This window comes from Bacteroidota bacterium, from assembly GCA_020402865.1.
Classification (GTDB): Bacteria; Bacteroidota; Bacteroidia; order Palsa-965; family Palsa-965.
In genome coordinates this window covers 42032-62508 of record JADBYT010000008.1, presented here as the reverse complement: position 1 = coordinate 62508, position 20477 = coordinate 42032, and the positions used below count along the sequence as shown (strand labels likewise).

16 protein-coding genes are annotated in these 20477 nt (G+C 50.4%); 10 read left to right on the top strand and 6 right to left on the bottom strand.

Translation table 11 applies throughout. The features are described from left to right. Nucleotides 1-60 precede the first annotated feature (60 nt). Entirely contained in the window at nt 61-498 is a 438-nt protein-coding gene (locus tag IM638_06105; protein ID MCA6362591.1) for a hotdog fold thioesterase, read from the top strand. A 72-nt stretch (nt 499-570) separates the two neighbouring features. Here IM638_06105 and IM638_06100 read toward each other — a convergent pair whose 3' ends face one another. Next, complete coding sequence (locus tag IM638_06100) at nt 571-3939, bottom strand: T9SS type A sorting domain-containing protein (protein ID MCA6362590.1); 3369 nt, start codon at nt 3937-3939, stop codon at nt 571-573. A 275-nt stretch (nt 3940-4214) separates the two neighbouring features. Between IM638_06100 and pcaF the strand changes: the two genes are divergently transcribed. From pcaF to IM638_06055, 9 genes are all read left to right on the top strand, one after another. Further along, a complete protein-coding gene (pcaF, locus tag IM638_06095; GenBank protein ID MCA6362589.1) occupies nt 4215-5420 on the top strand; it encodes a 3-oxoadipyl-CoA thiolase in 1206 nt (401 codons plus the stop codon). A 206-nt stretch (nt 5421-5626) separates the two neighbouring features. Further along, nucleotides 5627-5920: a type II toxin-antitoxin system HigB family toxin gene (locus tag IM638_06090; GenBank protein MCA6362588.1), complete on the top strand. Its 294-nt coding sequence runs from the start codon at nt 5627-5629 to the stop codon at nt 5918-5920. Between the two features lie 206 nt (nt 5921-6126). After that, nucleotides 6127-6480 (top strand): helix-turn-helix domain-containing protein, encoded by a 354-nt coding sequence (locus tag IM638_06085; GenBank protein MCA6362587.1) that lies wholly within the window; start codon nt 6127-6129, stop codon nt 6478-6480. A 16-nt stretch (nt 6481-6496) separates the two neighbouring features. Beyond that, a complete protein-coding gene (locus IM638_06080; protein ID MCA6362586.1) occupies nt 6497-6853 on the top strand; it encodes a hypothetical protein in 357 nt (118 codons plus the stop codon). Nucleotides 6854-6956: 103 nt separating this feature from the next. Then, nucleotides 6957-8996, top strand: coding sequence for a T9SS type A sorting domain-containing protein (locus tag IM638_06075; GenBank protein MCA6362585.1), 2040 nt, complete (start codon nt 6957-6959; stop codon nt 8994-8996). A 217-nt stretch (nt 8997-9213) separates the two neighbouring features. Continuing rightward, nucleotides 9214-11379, top strand: coding sequence for a DNA helicase RecQ (recQ, locus tag IM638_06070; GenBank protein MCA6362584.1), 2166 nt, complete (start codon nt 9214-9216; stop codon nt 11377-11379). A gap of 243 nt (nt 11380-11622) precedes the next feature. Beyond that, nucleotides 11623-12171: a transposase gene (locus IM638_06065; GenBank protein ID MCA6362583.1), complete on the top strand. Its 549-nt coding sequence runs from the start codon at nt 11623-11625 to the stop codon at nt 12169-12171. 246 nt (nt 12172-12417) lie between these two features. Beyond that, nucleotides 12418-13080: a CBS domain-containing protein gene (locus IM638_06060; protein ID MCA6362582.1), complete on the top strand. Its 663-nt coding sequence runs from the start codon at nt 12418-12420 to the stop codon at nt 13078-13080. A gap of 89 nt (nt 13081-13169) precedes the next feature. After that, nucleotides 13170-14579 carry a hypothetical protein gene (locus IM638_06055; GenBank protein MCA6362581.1) on the top strand — a complete coding sequence of 470 codons (1410 nt, stop codon included), beginning with the start codon at nt 13170-13172 and terminating at the stop codon, nt 14577-14579. 393 nt (nt 14580-14972) lie between these two features. On the opposite strand, the gene IM638_06050 is transcribed toward IM638_06055, so the two are convergent. The 5 genes from IM638_06050 to IM638_06030 all read right to left on the bottom strand — a co-directional run bounded on the left by IM638_06050 (nt 14973) and on the right by IM638_06030 (nt 19997). After that, nucleotides 14973-15566 (bottom strand): YihA family ribosome biogenesis GTP-binding protein, encoded by a 594-nt coding sequence (locus tag IM638_06050; GenBank protein MCA6362580.1) that lies wholly within the window; start codon nt 15564-15566, stop codon nt 14973-14975. A gap of 33 nt (nt 15567-15599) precedes the next feature. Next, complete coding sequence (locus IM638_06045) at nt 15600-16472, bottom strand: sterol desaturase family protein (GenBank protein ID MCA6362579.1); 873 nt, start codon at nt 16470-16472, stop codon at nt 15600-15602. 87 nt (nt 16473-16559) lie between these two features. Then, on the bottom strand, nt 16560-17495 hold the full coding sequence (locus tag IM638_06040) for a GNAT family N-acetyltransferase (protein ID MCA6362578.1): 936 nt from the start codon (nt 17493-17495) through the stop codon (nt 16560-16562). After that, the gene (locus tag IM638_06035; protein ID MCA6362577.1) at nt 17495-18355 is read right to left on the bottom strand and encodes a 1-acyl-sn-glycerol-3-phosphate acyltransferase; all 861 of its coding nucleotides are present in this window, start codon (nt 18353-18355) and stop codon (nt 17495-17497) included. The genes IM638_06040 and IM638_06035 overlap by 1 nt, the downstream gene beginning before the upstream one ends. Before the next feature lie 136 nt (nt 18356-18491). Beyond that, a complete protein-coding gene (locus IM638_06030; GenBank protein MCA6362576.1) occupies nt 18492-19997 on the bottom strand; it encodes a hypothetical protein in 1506 nt (501 codons plus the stop codon). Between the last annotated feature and the right edge of the window lie 480 nt (nt 19998-20477).

Here is a 20477-nt window from a genome sequence, read left to right as displayed (position 1 = left end):
GCATTGCTTTTACACACAAAAATCCCGTGGCGAAAGCTGCGGGATTTTTATCTTTAAGCCATGGAACAGCCCGAACTTGCCCGCAGCGTAGTGGATAAAATGTACAACGGCGATGCATTCAGCCAGTGGCTTGGCATTGAACGTGTAAAAGTGGCGCCGGGTAATTGTGTGCTGCGCATGACTGTGCGCCCCGAAATGACCAATGGTTTTGGCATTGCACACGGCGGCATCACTTACTCGCTGGCAGATAGTGCGCTTGCTTTTGCGGTAAATGCACACGGGCGTATGTCGGTATCTGTAGAAACTTCCATCTCGCATACCGAAAAGCTCAAAGCCGGCGATGTAATTACCGCCACAGCCGAGGAAATGAGTCTGACCAATAAAATTGCCATTTACCACATAACTGTGCGCAATGCTGCCGGAAATACGGTTGCCCTTTTCAAAGGCACCGTTTACCGGAGTGAACGTGAGTGGTTTCCGGTTTCAGACAAGCAGTGATTCATACTTATGCTAAAACGCCAACGGCTGCCTGACGATCAGGCAGCCGTTGGCGTTTTCAAGGAAGGTTAATTATTGTTTCACCAGTTTTGAAACTGTAGTTTTTCCATCAACCGTAAAGCGAACAAAGTACACACCGCTGTTCAGGTTTTCGGTTGACCATACAAAGCGCTGTTCGCCGGCGGTAAATACGCTGCGGCTGAGCGGTGCGGCTACTGCACGTCCGGCAGCATCAAACACGGTCATTTCAACCATGCCGTTTTGTGCGGCGTTCCAGCTAAAGGTTACATTTTCAGCGGCAGGGTTGGGATACATGCTCAGTACATTGGTGCCGGGCAGTTCGTTTATACCTACGTTGAGCTGTGCCGGCGGGAAGGTTACGTTATCAACCCAGGCACAATCCTGTCCGTCGTCGTACACATAATCTTTTTCATACACCCAGCGGAAAGTGTGTGTGCCGGCGGTAACCGGGAAGGCAATATACGACCAGTTCACTGCGCCGCTCCAGCTGCCTACCATCTGGTTGTCAATGTAAAACTTCAGGAAGTCGTAGGAATCCTCAGACGAAACAGCGTACCAGAATGCAATGCTGTCGTTGGCAAGTACGTTGGCGGTAATGGCCATTTCCGAAGTTTGTGAATTACCGATTGCACCGGATTTAGAGCAATAAATGCCATCGAGTGCATTGTCGGTAGTGGTAAACCACGGCAGGTTGCCGGCAAGTGTCCAGGGGAACTGGGTGTAAGAATTGCTTTCAAATGTTTCGGTAGCAATGCCCACAAATTCCTGGTAGTTTGCAGTGGCCGAGTAGCTGCCTGCGGTAACCGTGTAGCTGAGATCTACAGCAGCGCCTATTGACGCGGAAGATGAAAGGGTAACGCTGAACACGGCATTGATAGTACCGTTTACGTTAATTACACCCAGCGGCAGGTTATTGTTGTTGATGGTAATGAACGGACTTGTGCTGCTGAGTACGCCCACTGCATTTACTGAATTGCTATGGCCGGTGTTGCCGGTAGGAATAAGTACGTTGAATGTTTCGCCGGCATCCATTGCATTGTTGCTGTTGCCCAGCGGATCGTTGATGCTGAGCGAGCCGGTAGTGAGCACCGGAGCCTGAAGCACAAGGTTGAAGCTGGATGTCCACGTGTTGGCCGCCGCATCGGTAATGGTGAGTGTAAAGGGCACAATGTGCTGATCGGCCACGTTGTTAGCAATGGTAAGTCCGTAGGCATTGGCCTGCAACTGAGTGGCGCTGGCATTCATGTTGCCGTAGTTCTCGGTGTTGTCGGTAATGGTTACGTTGGCATCTGTTGTGCTGAGCACTGCAGTAACGTTGCCCGCCGATGCCACGCCGATGTTTTGCAGCGTTACATCAAGCGTAACGGTTTCACTGTAATCGGCCAGGTTGTTGTTGTTGCCTGTGGGATCGTTTACCGTTACAAGTGTATTCTGCACATACGGGCCGGCAGGCGGAATTACGTTTACCGGGCCCTGATAAGGTGTGTAGTTGAATGCTACAGCGGTAAGTGTTACCTGTGCGGTTGATGATACGGGCGATGCAAAATTTACGGTAACGTTACCACCGCTTACCACACCGCTGCCGAGAATTTGTCCGGCCTGCCAGAGCGTAACAATGGCATCGTTTACGTTGCAGGATGCGGTAAATGAGGTGGCGCCGAGAATCATGCTCGGGGCGTGGGTTACGGTCATTGACGATGCGTCTTTTGTGCGCACCATTACCGAAGGATCGCCGAAAATGGTCCAGGTGTCGGTCATGTCTTCGCCACCGCCGCCGTAGGTATCGTTCATTTTCATGCAGCCGTTCATGGTAATGCCGCCAAAGCTGCGTTTAATGTTTGATGCATAGGTTTCGATCATAATGTCATTCATCTCGTCCTGCCCTTCCATGGGCGGATTCCAGCTTTGGTTGATGGTTGACATGATAACGGCTACTGCACCGGTGGGAGCATCGGTAACCGGGTGTTTGGCGCGGATCCAGTGCTCGGCAAAGCAGGTGTTGTTTACAAAGTCGCCATTCACACAGGCTACAGAGAAGATGAACGGCCACACATTTGTATTGGTGAGCTGATCGACATTATTGCTTGAAAAGCCGGTGGTAGAGAATGAAGATGAAGAGCCGTGGCCGGTGTAGTTGATGATACCCACACCTGCATTAACTACAGGAGTAACATCGGCTGCGGAGGGATTGCCCGGCGCATCGCCACCGCCCTGCGAACCATCATATACTTCGTGGAAAGTGGTGTAGCTGAAGGTGAGCAGGCGGTTGCCTATGTTGCGTTCGTGCTCGTAGTCCATTTCATTATCGTCGCCGGGGCCCTGATCGGATGCAATGCCGAGGCAGTGCGCATAGCGCGGATCCACAACCGGATTGCGCTCGTAGCTGATGGTGCGGTTTACCATAGTGGCAAGCTGCGTGGTATTTTCGGCAGAGAAACGACCGATAAAGCAATCGGGATAATGGTCGCTGCCGAGAATATATACGTAGTCGTTGTCTGACGGGCCTGCCGCAGTTTGTGAGGGTGTAACCTGCGCCGCATCGCCGGCGAGCAGTACAAAGGCAAGGGTATGCGTGTTGTAGAAATTGGCAATGTAGTTTTTGATGGCCGTAGCGTTGTTGCCAATTGTGGCCACATCAACCGCAGTTACCTGAATGCCGCGCTGCATTTTCCAGTCGATAAACGGTTGCAGTGTAGGCATGTAGGATGCAGGAGCGATGAGCAGCATTTCGCCGGTTTCGCCTACGGGTGTGTAGAAGGTGGAGGTTACCTGCGGGTAGTTGAGGAACTGACGGCCGTAAATGGCGCGGAATTCGGGTGAAAGCGAGAAACCTGAGCGGCTGAGTTCGTTTTGTCCTTTGCCGGCGGTGGTTTTTACTTTCACCACCATTTCAGTATAAACCAGCAGGGTGCGGGTTACCGGATTGTAGCGGAAGGGATGAAAGACTACGGTTTGTCCGCGGAAATCGCGCGCGATGTAAGGCGCACGGAGTTCGGCAGGAGCAGCCGGATAATATTCGTTGCGCGAGTAAGCCTCGCCATACGTATAAGGTACGGATGCCGGATTGATGGTGCGGTCGAAATTACCTTTTGAAGGCGCTACATCAATATTCTGATACTCCTGTGTGGTGCTGCTGATGATTTCGATTTCGGTCTGCCCCTGATCAGGAATGATTACCGAGGTGGTAAGTTTGTCGAGTTCGGGCGCGCCGGTTTTGAGCAGGGGCGTGCCACCAGCCACATGCGGAAGCACGGCATTGCCGCGGGGCGTGGTTACCTGTGTAAAGGTTACTGCACCGCTTTGCATACGAAGCACCGTTTGTCCGTTGGTATGACTAACCACGGCAACAGCAGCTTGCTGTGCAAAAGCACTTACCGAAGAGGCAAGCACCAGACTGAGAATGCGAAACATTTTTTTCATGCGGAAAGCATTAGTAAGACTCATTAGTGTATTGAGCAGGAGCAATATCGGAATAATCCGGGGTTTTTCAAAGTGAAGTTTTTGAGCTGGTATTTTGAAATTCCGGACGGTATTTAAAATAGCCCCGGGTGCAGCGGAAACCCTGAGCGGCGTGAATGCTTTTGGGCGCTGGAGCTGCGAAGCGTTGCAGCGGAACACGGGACAGGTGGTTATTTGATGTGCTTTACGTCCGCTCCAACACCTTACCTTTGCCATCAGTTTTAGAAAACCGACTTATGAAATCAGCCTATATAATTGACGGTGTGCGCACACCGGTAGGGAATTTTGCCGGTACGCTGGCGGCGGTACGCACAGACGATCTGGCGGCGCATGTGCTGCGTGAACTGATGGCCCGCAACGCGGGTGTGGATCCGCAGCAGATTGGTGATGTGCTTTTGGGCTGCGCCAACCAGGCGGGCGAAGACAACCGCAACGTGGCCCGCATGGCGCTGCTGCTGGCCGGCATGCCGGTGAGTGTGCCCGGCGAAACGGTAAACCGCCTCTGTGCCTCGGGCCTGTCGGCAGCGATGGCGGCGGCGCGTGTAATTATGTGCGGCGATGCCGAGCTTGTGGTGGCCGGCGGCGTGGAAAATATGACGCGCGGCCCGTGGATTATGTCGAAAACATCGACCCCGTATGGCCGTGATGCGCAGCTTTTCGACTCGAGTTTTGGCTGGCGTTTCATCAATGCCAAGATGAAAGAGCAGTATGGCACCGATGCCATGGGCGAAACCGCCGAAAACCTGGCCGACCGCGACAGCATAAGCCGCGTCGATCAGGATGCATTTGCCCTGCGCTCGCAGCAGAAAGCAACTGCCGCCCAGGCGCGCGGACGGTTTGTAAAGGAAATTGTGCCTGTGACCATTGCGCAGAAAAAAGGCGATGCGCTGGTGTTTGCGCAGGATGAATTTATAAAGCCCAAAACCACGTTAGAAGGCCTTTCTGCACTCAAGCCTTCGTTCCGCAAAGATGGCACGGTTACAGCCGGCAACGCCTCTGGCCTGAACGACGGGGCGGCGGCTTTGCTGCTGGCTTCCGAAAGCGCCATTGCCACCCACAACCTGAAGCCGCTGGCGCGCATTGTGTCGATGGGGGTAAGCGGTGTGGAGCCGCGCATTATGGGTATAGGCCCGGTTACGGCGGCCAACACGGCACTGAAAAAGGCCGGTCTGAGCTGGAACGATATTGACGTGATTGAACTGAACGAAGCCTTTGCCGCGCAAAGCCTGGCCTGCCTGCGCGCCTGGGGCATTGCCGATGACGATGCCCGCGTGAACCCGAACGGCGGCGCTATTGCCATAGGGCATCCGCTTGGCATGAGCGGCGCACGCATACTCACCTCAGCCGCACTGGAACTGCACGAACAGCAAAAACGCTATGCCGTGGTAACCATGTGTATTGGCGTAGGGCAAGGCTATGCGGTGGTAATAGAGCGCGCCTGAGGATCTGTTGAAAACTTATTTGCCCGCATCCGCCGTATTCTAAAGAATACGGCGGCTTTTTTATGGCCTGTCTGTCAGATTGTTCAGCCGCTTGACTTTTTGGAAAACCGTTGTACGTTTGCGGCCCCTTTGAAAAAAAGCAGGGGGGATGGAAAATAAATTTGTTCCCGTATTGGGAAATTTGTAATTTTGTAAATGGAAAGAAGATGCGAGTAGTAGCAAAAAGAACATTGAGGGAGTTTTGGACACGGCACAGCATTACCGAACAGGCATTAAAATCATGGTATCAGGAAGCGGAAGAGGCCGTATGGGAAAGTCCGGCAGATATAAAAAAAGCATATCCCTCGGCCAGTATTCTGGAAGATAACCGGGTTGTGTTTAATATAAAGGGAAACCATTTCAGGCTTGTTGTGAGAATTAACTATGCTTACAAAATGGTTTGGATTCGATTTGTAGGCACACATGCCATGTATGACAAGATTGATGCGCGAACTGTTTGATGGAGTTTTGTAATTAATTAGAAACCTGTTTTATGAAAAAGAAGAAACAAAATAAAAAACGCATAACTGTGCAGCAGGATTTACCCGCACCTGTTTTTTGTGGTGTAATGGCTGTACGTTCAACCCCCCGAATCGGCTATGGTCCGGGAGTAACAAGAAGTTCGGAAAAAAGAAGGCCGAAACCAAAGCCAGAAACAGATTTTGCAATGATAAAGCCCATAAAAACCGAAGCTGATTACCAGCTTGCCCTTGCCCGGCTGGAGCAAATTTTTGATGCCAAACCAGGCTCCGCAGAAGGTGATGAACTTGAAGTGCTAGGCATCCTTATAGAACACTACGAGAACCAGCATTTCCCGATAGATTTACCTGACCCGGTAGAGGCCATTCAGTTCAGGATGGAGCAACTTGGGCTGAAGCAAAATGACCTTGCAAAGCTGGTGGGCAGCAAAAGCCACATGAGCGAAGTGCTTAACCGTAAACGTAAACTTACGCTCGAAATGATACGCCGGTTAAGCAAGGCGCTGGCAATACCGGCTGAAGTACTTATTCAAACGTATTGAAAAAGCGGTGAAGGAATTGGACGATAACGAATCGCTCACGCTTGATAATTTCAGGAACGAGCTTGAGGAAGCAGTGCTTGAACGTGGCTGGTTTTACTTTAGCAGCGGCTGGGTAAATGCACCGCGCGAAGTACTGCCCGGTTTTTTTGAAGTGCGGGTGGAAGAGGTAAATCCGCATGCCGTTTCGTTTTCATTTGAAGAAGATAATTTTACAGATGTGTTTTGTACCTGCGAGGATCGCTTGCACTTGGTATGCAGGCATATGGCCGCAGCCTTGTTTTATTTTGAAGCCGAACGTAACAAGCAATCAAAACCCGTTGACTGGGATGCACTTGAAGAGGAGGATTTGAAGCGAAGGAATGAGGCGCGATGATGCTGCAACGGTTGTATATCTGCTTTGTCCTTGTATATGTGTATAACGCCGATCCGTTTGTAAATTAAATTACCTTTGCAGCCCAAATCATTTACACCCAGCTATGAAGAAAATTTACTCACTCCTCCTGAGTGGCTTATTGTTATTTTCCGCACTGTGTTTTTCCTTTACCGCCAAAGCACAGGTGTTGTATGATAACGGTCCAATCTTTAACAGTGCCGGAACAGGTGCTGGCGGAGCCAACGAAAGTGTGCTTTACACTGGTTCGTTCTCGATGGCCACTATCGGGTTTGGTCACCAGCAAACCACATTCAACCATGTGGCTGATGATTTTGTAATTAGTGATTGTGCCTGGCGGATTGATTCAATTGCTTTTTTTGCCTACCAGACCGGTTCCACTACTACCTCCACAATTAACGGTGTTTACTTCCGGATCTGGGATAACATTCCTGATGCAGCCGGTGCCAATGTGGTATATGGCGATACCGTAACCAACAGGCTGACCCGCACAGGATGGTCTGGTGTGTACCGGATTACCGAAACCACCACAGGCGCCTCAAACCGGCCTATTATGCGCAGTGTATGCAGCGTAAACGGGCTTGTGCTTCAAGGCGGCACGTTCTGGCTCGACTGGAGTGCTACCGGTACGCTGGCTTCCGGGCCTTGGGCGGTGCCGCGTGTACCGGTTATGGTAGCCATTACGGGCAACGGCCGCCAGCGCACTGGTACAGTTTGGAATAATGCATTGGATGGAGGAACCAATATACCCGCTCAGGGATTCCCGTTTATTATTTATGGTACCGCACTGAATGCTACGGCTGATGCCGGACTGGGTGGTGCATACTGCGATACCGGATTAATCACCCTTGGCGGTTCGCCTGCCGGAACGGGCATGGGTACGCTTGCATTCAGTTGGTCGCCGGCAAACGGACTGAGCGATTCTGCCATTGCCAATCCTGTGGCTTCGCCCTCAACCACCACAGCTTACGTGCTTACCGTTAGTGATACAATGGGCTGTGTGGTCCGTGATACGGTTGAGGTTATTGTAAACAATACTCAAACAGCGACACTTACCGAAGTAGCTTGCGGCTCATACACATCTCCCGCAGGAAATATCTATACCACTTCGGGCATTTACACCGATACACTTGCCACTGCTGCCGGCTGCGACAGTCTGATTACGATTAATCTTACCGTAAACCAAATTGCCACACTGACCCTGAATATCACCGAGTGCGGAACAACCTATAATTCGCCTGCAGGAAATGTGTACACCACTTCGGGTACCTATATTGATACTGTAAGTTCTGCATCCGGCTGCGACAGCATCATTACCATCACCCTCAGCTTTCAGTTGCCCACGGCATCAACCATTGCACCTGTAGTGTGTAATAGCTACACGTCGCCCGGCGGGCAAGTACTAACTGCGTCCGGCATGTACATGGATACTATTCCGAATGCGGCCGGCTGCGACAGTGTAATCACCATTAACCTTACGGTTAATTCTGCCACTACTTCATCAATCACTGTAAATACCTGCGGCGTATATACTGCACCCAGCGGCGCTACCTATTCCGAAACCGGCATTTACACGGATACCATTGCCAATACAAGTGGTTGCGACAGTATCATTACCATTAATCTTAGCACTGTAGTATTCAACCTCGGAACCATAATCGGTAGTAATGGTTATGAAATTACTTCGCTTGATTCACTTCCCGGTACAACCTGGCAGTGGCTGTATTGCGATAACAATTTTTTGCCGGCACCCGGCGGAAACATGCAAACATTTTACAATAGTTATGTTACCGGAAACTTTGCGGTACAGGTAACCAATGGTAATTGTGTGGACACATCGGCATGCGTATATGTGATCGCATGGGGCATCGAAGAATTCCTCCGCGGACAGGCCATTCAGCTTTACCCTAACCCGAACAACGGTTTCTTTATGCTTGATCTGCTTTCGCCGGCACAGGATATCCGCTTAACCATTTCTGATATTACCGGACGTGCAATCTGGACAAACACTGTTTCAAATGCACAGTTTGTTCCGGTTAATTTCGAAGGCCCGGCCGGGATGTACATTATCCGTATTGAAACTGAAACCTACAGTGCAGTGAAGAACTGGATGAAGTCGGAATAAGTTTTTTGTTTTTCGAGAAGAAAGCACACGTGAATTTTTGCGTGTGCTTTTTTTATGCAACCGTTTGTAAACGACTACACCCGACTACAAGCAACACCAACGGCTTCCGTATCTTTGTACAAAGTAGTTTTGCTGCCCGATAATCTTTATCCCAATTAATCTGATTTTACCCATGAATTTATTTACCGACACAGCAGCACACACACAAAGCCTCCCGATGCAGGAGCGCGCACAGCACGTATTGAAAGAGTATTTCGGCTATGAACAGTTCAGGCCGTTGCAGCAGGATATTATCGATTCGGTGCTGGCCGGGTGTGATACGGTGGTGCTGATGCCCACAGGCGGCGGCAAATCAATATGCTTTCAGGTGCCGGCCTTGCTGAAAGACGGTGTATGTATTGTGATTTCGCCTTTGCTGGCGCTGATGAAAGATCAGGTGGATGCGTTGCGGGCGGCTGGTATTGGCGCGGGCGCACTGAACAGCGCGGTGTCGCCGGGCGAGCAGCAGGATCTTGTAATGCGCTGCCGCAACGGCGAAGTGAAACTGCTCTATCTCTCGCCCGAACGTATGCTGAGCGATTTGCCCTGGCTGAAGCAGCAATTTCCCATAAGCTTTGTTGCAATAGACGAGGCGCACTGCATTTCGGCCTGGGGGCATGATTTCAGGCCGGAATACACCCAGCTTCATCAGCTGCGCACTTTGCTGCCGGGCATTCCGGTAATGGCGCTCACCGCCACAGCCGATAAAATCACCCGCCGCGACATAATCCGCCAGCTTGCGCTCAACAATCCGAACGTGTTTGTAGCCTCGTTTGACCGGCCCAACCTCAGCCTTGCCGTAAAACATGGCCTCAACAAAAAGCAGCGCGATACAGAAATAGCCGATTTTATTGCCGACCGTCCGGGCCAGCCGGGCATAATTTACTGCATGAGCCGCCGCCTTACCGAAGAGCTGGCCGAAACGCTGAAAGCAGAAGGTATAAACGCCGCCTGCTACCATGCGGGTATGGACAATGCCTCGCGCGAACGCACCCAGCTCGATTTCATTCACGACCGCATTCAGGTGGTGTGCGCCACGGTGGCTTTTGGCATGGGTATCGACAAGTCGAACGTGCGCTGGGTGATTCATTACAACCTGCCGAAGAATCCCGAAAGCTATTACCAGGAAATAGGCCGTGCCGGCCGCGATGGTGCTCCGGCCGATACGCTGCTGTTTCACACCGTGGGCGATCTGGTGCTGCTTTCGAAACTGGCGGCCGAAAGTGGTCAGCCCGAGCTGAATGCCGCCAAGCTGCAACGCATGCAGCAGGTGGCCGAAGCCAATATTTGCCGCCGCCGCATTTTGCTGTCGTGCTTTGGCGAAGCGGCGCAAAACGATTGCGGGAACTGCGATGTATGTAAAAATCCGCCTGCGTTTTTCGATGGCACAGTACTGGCGCAGAAAGCCCTGTCGGCTGTGGTGCGCACAAACGAGGAGGCGGGCATTAACATGCTGGTGGATGTGCTGCGCGGTTCATCGCGTGCGGAGGTGCTGGAGCGGAATTACCACCAGATTAAAACCTGGGGGGCAGGCCGCGATGTGTCTTTTGCCGACTGGCAGCAATACATGCTGCAGTTCATTCACCTTGGCCTGCTCGAAATTGCCTACGACGAAGGCTTTGCGCTGAAGATAACCGAGGCCGGCCGCCAGGTACTGAAAGGCATGGGCAAAGTGCAGCTGAGCGTGCTTGTGCATGAAACACCGCAAGAGAAAAAGCAAAAGAAAGAAGCCCGGCAGAAGCAGCGCAGCATGCCGGCGCAAACTACAGATGCAACACCCGAAGAGCAGTTGTTTCAGCAGTTACGCCGTTTACGCCTGAACATTGCCAACGACGAAGGGGTGCCGCCCTACATTGTATTCAGCGACCGCACCCTGCGCGAAATGGCCGCCGAATTGCCGCAAACGGAAGAAGACATGATGGCTGTATCGGGCGTTGGACGGCATAAATTTGAGCTTTATGGCGAAGTATTTATTGAAGCGATAAAAAGCTTTGCGGGGGGCGGAAGCGATGAAAGCAGCGCGGCACCCGCAAAGAAAAAAGCCCGCGGCGACAGCTACCGCGAAACACTGGAAATGTACCGGCAGGGGTTGAATGTGGAGGAAATTGCACAGCGTCGTCAGCTTAATCCTACCACTATCTGGAGCCATATTGCCCAGCTTTATCTCAATGGCGAGCCAATGAATATCAGGGATTTTGTGACAGACGGGGAAATTGCGAAGGTGAAAATTGCATTGGAGAAATTGGGCAAGGTAACTGCGCTCAAGCCGGTGTTTGATGCGTTGGGGGGAGATGTGCCTTATCATAAAATTCGTTTGGCGCTGGCCTGGCTGGAAAAGAACTAAGTATTGGTTGAAAAAGTTGCAAACTTTTTCAACCAATGCAGAAAGTTTAATCAGCGAAGCTGATTGAAACTTCCCGCAGCTACCAGCTGCCGCAACGCGGCAGCCATGTACTGCTGCGTCCGGTTTACTTCGTCGCAGACGAACTAAACCGGACGCCAGAATTGAAAAAGTTTGCAACTTTTTATAAAGATGCTTCAGGAAATCTGACCATATTTTTTTACAATCAATTCAATATTTACATACATGAGCAACTATAAATTTCATGATTCCCGTTTACCATATTTCGTCACGTTCACCGTTGTACGCTGGGTTGATATTTTCACCCGAAAAGATTATCGAGATATTATCGTGGAAAGCCTTAATTATTGCATAACACATAAAGGCCTTAAAGTGCATGCTTGGTGTTTGATGTCGAACCATCTGCACATGATAATGAGTGCAGAAAATAACACACCAGGTGCCATTATCCGCGACTTTAAAAAGTACACCGCAAAGAGAATCATTAAACACCTTACCACGCATCGTGAAGAAAGCCGCCGTACATGGCTGCTCTGGATTTTTAATAACGCTGGAAAAGGAAACCCCGACAATACTTACTATCAACTCTGGCAAAATGGAAGTCACCCGATTGTGTTGTATTCACCACACGTTACGGCGCAGAAAATGAACTACATCCATCAGAATCCGGTAAAAGCGGGTATTGTATCAAGCGCCGAGCATTACCTGTACAGCAGTGCGTTGGATTATTCAGGAATTCCCGGATTGATACCACTGGAAGTTGTGGCGGCATAACCTTTACTTCGAAGCACACTGGTAATCCGTTGTCTAAATCCGGCCTTCTGCTAAAATTTAGCCGCCACTTACCGTTCCGATTTAACTTTTTGCCGCTTCCGGCGTTATATTTCTAGAAGCCGTTTTTCGCGGTCTGGTTTTTGCAGTTAAAAAATGGAACAAAATGCCAGACCGTGACTGCGGCCCGAAAGAAAGTTTACATTTGTAAGACCCGCTCCGGCAAACCGGGGCACAGCGTAGAGAAAAATGACAGCAAACGACCTCATTACCGACGATATACCGCCGCTTCGGATTGACGATACGGCTGAAAAGGCTTTGCGCTGGATGGACGAATTTCGTGTGTCGAATCTGGCGGTGATAAACGGCACCGAATTCGTGGGCATTATCTCCGATTCTATTCTTCTTGATTTCAACGACCCTGATGCACCCATCGGTTCACAGCGTATTTCGCTGGTGCGGCCGGTGCTGCTGGGTACGCAGCATGTATATGATGCATTGAAACTCATGGCCGAACTGAATCTTGATGTAATTGCCGTGACCGATGAAAACGGCCATTATTCAGGCACCATAAGCATACAGCGACTGGCCGAACGCATGGCAACACTTGCTGCAGTGCGCGAGCCGGGCGGAATTCTGGAGCTGGAAGTGAACAGTGTGGACTATTCGCTTTCGCAGATTGCGCAGATTGTAGAAGGGAATGATGCCAAGATTCTGAGCGTGTATGTTTCACCGTTGGCTGATAACTCGAAAATTCTTGTCACGCTGAAGATTAACCGCGAGGATTTATCGCGTATTCTGCAAACTTTTGCACGTTACAATTATACCGTGCTGGCCACGCACCATCAAAGCGAATTTACCGAAGACCTCAAGCGCCGTTACGACGAGTTTATGAATTTCATAAATATGTAACGGTTACGCCAAATAAGTGCAACGCCCCGCAACTTAAAAGTCTGCGGGGCGTTGTGCGTTTAATTGTATCTTAGTTTTTACCAACCACGATGCCTCGCCTACGTTTGCTGCTTTTGTTTTTTATGTTGCACTGCGCCGCTTTAGTTGCTGCGCAGGATAGTGTGCGTGTGGTGGTGCGTACAATTGTAATACGCGGCAATACGCAAACCAAAGCGCCGATTATTCTGCGTGAGCTCACCTTTGCCGAAGGTGATACGCTGGAGGCTGCCGCAGTGGTGCAGGAAATGGAGCGCTCGCGGCAAAACCTCATCAATACATCGCTGTTTAATACGGTGAGTGTGGGACAGGTGTGTATGCCGGGCGATACGCTTTGCCGCGTGGTGATGGTGGAAGTAAATGAACGCTGGTACACCTGGCCCACGCCGCTGTTTGAAGTGGCGGAGCCCAATATCAATACATGGTGGCGAAACGGGCACAACCTGGCGCGGGCCAGCATTGGCGGGTATCTGATACGCAACAATTTCCGCGGCCGCCGTGAAACACTGCAGCTCAAAGTGCGTGTGGGTTATGCGCCGCAGCTGGGTCTTACCTACAGTGTGCCCTACCTGAACAAAAAGCAAACGCTTGGCTTTTCGGTAGCGGCGGCATACTCGCAGGTGAAGGAGGTGGCGTTTACCACGCAGCAGAACAAATGGAAGTTTTACCGCAGCTATAACGATCCGCTGCGCACCGAAACAGCAGCCGCAGCGGCGCTGGCATGGCGCAAAGGACTGTATCTGCGGCAAACGTTTGAACTCCGCTTCACCGACCTGCGCATTGCCGATACGGTACGCACATTGGCGCCCGACTACATTGCCGGTCGCAATTTGCGTATGCCGTATTTCAGTTTTTCGTGGCGGCTGGTGTTTGATAACCGCGATTACCGGCCGTATGCTTTACGTGGTACATATGTGGAACTGGAAGCGGGGCGCATAGGTTTTGCCGGGCGCGGCGAGGAGTCGCCGGAGGTAAATTTGCTGGTAGCGGGTGTGCGGAAATATGTGCCGCTTGGCAAACGCTGGTTTGCGGCAGGCATGCTGCGCGTGCGCTGGATGCCCGGCCCCGTGCAGCCGTATTATATGCGCCGGGCGCTGGGCACAAGTGTGTATGTACGCGGCTACGAGTATTACGTGATTGACGGGCAAAGCTATGCGCTGGCCAAAGCGGCGTTGCGTTTCCGGCTTTTGCCTACGTATATGCTGCGGTTTAAATGGATTCCGCTGGAGAAATTTAATACGGTGCCAATAGCTATTTACACCGGCATTTTTGCCGATGCCGCTTATGTGGAAGACCGAAGCAGTAAAGCTGCCGACAATAATTTTTTGGGCAATACGTGGCAGCGAAGCGTGGGTGCGGGTGCTGATCTGGTGACGTATTACGATTTGGTTTTCCGCGCGGAGTTTGCATTTAATCACTTAGGCGAGCGCGGCTTGTTTTTACACGCCGTAGCTGCGTTCTAGCTTATTCCCGTTTGGGCGCGATGCTCGCGCCCTAGCTAAGATCGCTAGCTAAGATCGCAAGCTAAGATCGCAAGCTAAGATCGCAAGCTAAGATCGCAAGCTAATATCGCAAGTTAATATCGCAAGCTAATATCGCAAGCTAATATCGCAAGCTAAGACTCCACGCTAAGATGCTCTGCTTGATGTTCCCGCCCCAGACACTCCCACTACATATACATCTCCCATGCAAACAGACATTTTAATGCACCAGACGGAATGAATGTATAGCCCTGATACCTGCGGAAAGCCCGGACCTGCGGAGATGCAGCCATACATAAAAGCCGGGAGGACTTGGAGCAGGTAGCAGGAGCCGAACGGTTTTTTATTGCTCCCTGCGTTTCGCTCCATCAATTTTTACAGTACACTATTCGCTTCTACAAACTTCAGCAGTTCATCGCGGCCGGTTCCTTTTTCGGAAGAGGTGATGAAATGTGTGGGAAGTTCTTCCCACTCGGCACGCATGTGGTTGTGATAATCGGCAACGGCTTTTCTTACGGCTACTTTCCCGATTTTGTCAGCTTTGGTAAAAACCATGCAGAATGGAATGCCGTTTTCGGCCAGGTTGCCCATGAAAAGCAGGTCGATTTCCTGCGGAGGAATGCGTATGTCGATAAGTACGAATACGCAGATAAGATTGCTGCGGCCGAGAATGTAGCCGCTGATCATTTTATCGAAGCCCGAACGTTTTTCTTTAGAGACTTTGGCGTAGCCGTAGCCCGGTAAATCAACAAGGTACCACTGCTTGTTGATGAGGTAGTGATTGATGATCTGTGTTTTTCCGGGGCGCGCCGAGATGCGGGCCAGTCCGTTTATTCCGCACAGCATATTGATGAGTGAGGACTTACCTACATTGGAGCGGCCAATGAAGGCAAACTCAGGCTTATCGGCCGGCGGGCATTTTTTTACGTCGGCGTTGCTGGAAATATAAACGGCTGAGGAGATTTTCACGGCACAAAGATAGGCTTTGTGCAGAAACCGGAATCAACGGCGGCGGAAGGGGTAAAGCAGCTGGCCGAGGAAACTGCGCGGAAACTGATTTACACGCTCGAAACCCAGCGGAATATCGCGTCCGTTGTGCGGAATAACGGCAGTGCCGAAAAGATAATCCCACACACTGAGTGTGAGCCCGAAATTGATGCCGTTTTTGTGTGTGGGCGGCATTTCTTCGGCATGATGCCAGATGTGCATTTGCGGCGAATTGAAAATGTATTTGAGCGGGCCCAGCGGCAAATAAATGTTGGCATGATTGAGATGACCCACGGCAAGTGTGAACAAATGCACAAGCAGAAAATCGCTGATACCGAAACCGATCATGGCCAGCGGAATGTATTCGAGTGTGCGGTACACTACATTTTCCATCCAGTGATAGCGCAGGTGTGCCGCAAAACCCATTTGCTGCACCGAATGATGTACTTTATGCACTTCCCACAACCACGGCACACGGTGCAGCAGACGGTGAATATTCCACTGCACAAAATCGCGTACAATAAACAGTGTGAGTAACTGTGCCCACACCGGCCAGCTGCCGGTTTCAAAAGCCACTAAATTTTTCAAGCCAAACAGCCCGATAAAATCATTGAACAGCTGTACACCTACATTAGACACGCCATTGAAGATGACGAGCGAGAACAGAAAGAAATTGAAAAACATGTAAAAGACATCGAGCCAGAAATCATCGCGTATGGCTCTCTGTTGTTTGCGCCACGGGAACACAAGCTCCAGCGCCCACACCACAAACGATAAGCCAATGAGCCAGTAGAAATAATTGCCCCAGTGCGGATGGAGAATTTCATTCCACAGATAGCGGCCGTAATCGCGGAAGCTTTGCAGAAAAATATCAATGTAGTTTTTCATGCCTGCTGCAAATTACGTAAACCACCACCTTGCCGGATGTGACCAATGTCACCGGAATACAATGAGTGGTAATTTTTAATCTGCGATTTATTTGTTTTTCTCCGCGAGGTACGAACTCACATGCCGCTCTTTTTTCGAGTCATAAATATCGGCAATGGTTACCAGAATGCCGGTTTCATCCACATCGCCGAAATGATCATTTATGGCGGTGCCGAAATTGCGCATGCTGGCACTGAGGTTCATGTAAGCATTGACCAGCGGCGGAATGTTCTCATCGAGCGCGCGCACGTGCTGGTTGAGAATGCGGTGGCCGTCTTTGTAATTCTGCCCGGCCAGTTCGTTTTCCAGTTCGGTTACCGGCGTATTGCGCAGTACAGGGCGGTGCGGCCACACCAGGTTTTCATGATCGGGGAAATAATGATCCATGAATTGCAGAATGTAATCGCGGGCGGTTACATTGTAGTGGCGGTACATGGTTACTTTGCCGAAGAAGTACCTGATGTCGGGATTGTCGATAACAAGTGCCCCGAGTCCGTCCCAAAGATTATCGAGCGAGAACAATCCTTTGCGGTTGGTGGCCGAAGGCTGGTAAGCGGGCTGCACAAACGAGCGGCCCAGCTCAATGGTATAGGGGAGGTATTCGTTTTCGAATTTCGAACTGAAGGCAAACAGCTCCATGGTGGCCAGGTTGTATTTGCCTTCGGCATCGCGCGCATCGGCGCATCGGATGAAACGGTAACCACCTACAATTTCCTTATCGGCCGGGTTCCACACCAGCAACTGCTCGTAGCATTTCTCGCAGGTATCCAGCTCGTCGAGATCGCAGTCGAGCCCTGTGCCTCCGCCAGCCGCACGGAAAGTTACTTCGCGCAGGCGACCGATTTCGCGCACGGTATGCGGGGCGTTGTGAATGTTTACAATGTAAAGCAGGTTATCGCCATTGTTGGTATGGCGGATAAATGTGTTCTTATTGAGTTCCTGCTCAATCAGAGCACGGTCAACAGGAGGAATAACGGGCTGCATCATGCAGAAGCGTGTTGTGTGTGTGCCGCCGGCTTAAACTCAAGATCGTGTTTCCCGCTTCCAATAGCATACACATGCGCTTTTAATCGGGCCGACCATTCCACCGGACTAATCTGGGGGGTGAGTGTTTCGGGCATTACCGGCTTGCCAAATATAATTGTTATTGTCTTGCCTTTCTGCTTATACATTTCATCCACCAGATAAAACATGCCGATATTGGCTTTTATTCCCAGCCTGCGCCGCCATACTTCTATGTTGTAAAAGAATTTTGAGTTTTTCCCTTCAATAAATGTGGGCACAATTGGCGACTGGTTGCGCTGCGATTGGGTAATGAATGATTTTTTCCAAACCAGATCTTCAATACCGTTTTCCTGTTTACGCGAAACTAATCCGGCAGGGAAAATGAGCACAGGTCTGTCTGAAGCGTATGCGTTGTTTATGGAATCCATGGCATACTGCGCACCATGTTTGTTTACCGGTACAAAAAGCTCATCGAGACTTTTCAGGTTCATCAGAATATCATTCACCAGAAACTGAATATCGGGTCGTTTTTGTCCGGCTGCTTCCATCAGCGCAAGCCCGTCGAGCCCGCCCAGCGGGTGGTTGGCGGCAATGATACATTTGCCGGTGGCGGGAATATTTTCAAGTCCTTTCACTACCAGTGTTACGCCGAATTCCTCAAGCACGGCCCGCACAAACTCGAAGTTTTTGAGGTGGCCGTTTTGCGCCATAAACGCATTCACATCCTTCTCATGCAAAATGCGTTTGATGTAGCGCAGCAAAAATCCGGGCAGCCATTTAAGCAGTTTGGGATTTTTGGAAGCAATAACTTTTTCTATATCAATAAACTTGTCTGCCATTGCTGCAAAGGTAAGCAGCCATTTTAAAACAACATACAGGGCGGCTCCTGCTCCGTTGATTCAGTTTGCCGGGAATCAACGGGCAGAAGCCGCCTGCATTGTGTTAACCAAACAAAAAACAAATTTTACACAGGCTCTAATTCTTCGGCTTTTCAGCTTCCTGCATCTTCACGCTGCGTGGCTTTCGTGCGGTGGACGTGTCTGTAACCGCATCGCTGAGCAGGAATGTGAAAATCTGATAATTCTGCGCCAGTTTCTTGTCGCCCGGAAAAGCCTGCGGAAATCCAAAGGCATGACAGCTTACGCAGTTTGTGGCGCCAAAATTTGCGTTGGCTGTTTGCGCATAAGTTTCCATGGTAATGTTGGGCAGCGGGAACGCATTTACATAAACGCCCGGCGCATTAGGTACTGCGGTGTTTGAATTACCCGTGGGCACCTGATTGAGTACGCCAATCATGCGGAAATACTGCCATACTGTGCCGCTGAACAGTTTTTGATACACCCCGTTAAGCGAGTCAACCAGCGGATCAATCGGATTTACCCGCGATACATTTACCGGTGGCTGCACCGGAAGTCCGTTCATGGAAGGGGTGATAATTGCAGGCAGTCCGCTTGAAGAACAGTCGTTTGTATTGAAACAGTAACCCAGCGGATAAGGCGGAGCAGGTGTGCCGCCCGGCCCCGGATTGAAGGTGGGTTTCATGGACGAATTGCCGCCGTAGGATGCCATGATGGTGTCGTTGTCCACATGCTCAAAGGTGGCCCAGATCCAGGTATTGTGTGTAGAGCGGGTGAGACGAAGAATGTGCAGGCCTACCAGTCCGATTTCTACGTTTTCAGTGGCTCCGCCCGGCAGCGTACGCACTGCCTGACGGCAGTAGTAACGTGCCTTTTGTGAAGCGGGCATATCGGCCGGGATGATGCGCCAGGCGGCTTTTATTTCCGTAGCACCATAGCGGGCATCAGGCGGAAGCGTATTCATAAGCGTGGTGTCGGCATCTGAATTCGGGCCTTTGGGGGGTATCACAAATGCCGAGTTGTGTACATCGTTTTTCTGATTGATACCATTGTAGTATTGGTTTTCGCGGATGTATTCATATTCCGATTCATTGATGAGAATTTCATAGGTCACATAGTTGCCGTTCTGATCAATGAGCGGATAACCACCATCGGCCTGGTCAAATTCATCCACATTTCCGCCGGTGCCCAGCGTATCCAGGTTGATGGTGTCGTTATTGGTTTTCGAGAACAGACTCAGGTTTTTCTTGGTGAGGTCTTCGCCCGCTGTTGCCCACGGACCCGGATCGGCTGCCGAAGGGAGGAAGGTTTGCTCTTTACCTTTAAACGTTTCCCACACCACCGGACCGCTTTGCCCGAATTTCTTATTCGTATCGGGCAGTCCGCGCTGATCTAATCGCGCAGGCCAGTTAAGCGCCACAAACGATTGCCACCCGAACAACGTAAACTGCACCTGCGTAGCCGGCGAATCGGGCAAATCAACCGGTACTGTCCATGTCAGCGACGGAACAAGAGGCGCAGGGCTGGAAACGTTGGTCGCCGTGTGCTCTTCCGAACACGATGGCTGCAATACAGCTGCCAGTATCGCGGCGCTGGTAAGTAAATAGAACAAAGTGGTTTTCATGGTGCTGGTGTTTGATGACTAACCTATATCAACTAATCAGGTTTACCCGGCATCTGTTAATAAATCTGCAAAATCGCGCAGAAATACGCCCGAATAGTTGCTGTTTCCTTTAGTTCATCAGTTCCGGAGCAGATAATTCTCTCCCACCATTTCCCACCTCAGTTTTCTATAACTATTTAGTTGTTTTTATAGAATGCTGATTTTCAATATTTTATTACTTGTTCAAGCGGTTTTAATGTGATTGGATTTTTAGATGAATAATTATTTGATTAATAAAAAAGATAGTTATTTTATAGCATTTCATAATTATATATTAATCAGTATAATAATTAAAATATCTAAGATAAAATCAGAGAAATAGAGATGTACTAAATATAATTTTTTATCCACCCGCTACTTTTTCTGTTTTTCCGGCTTTCCGGATTTTCTCCCACCGGGTTTTAAATTCCCGAATTCGCCCTAATTCACAGAAAATAAAGG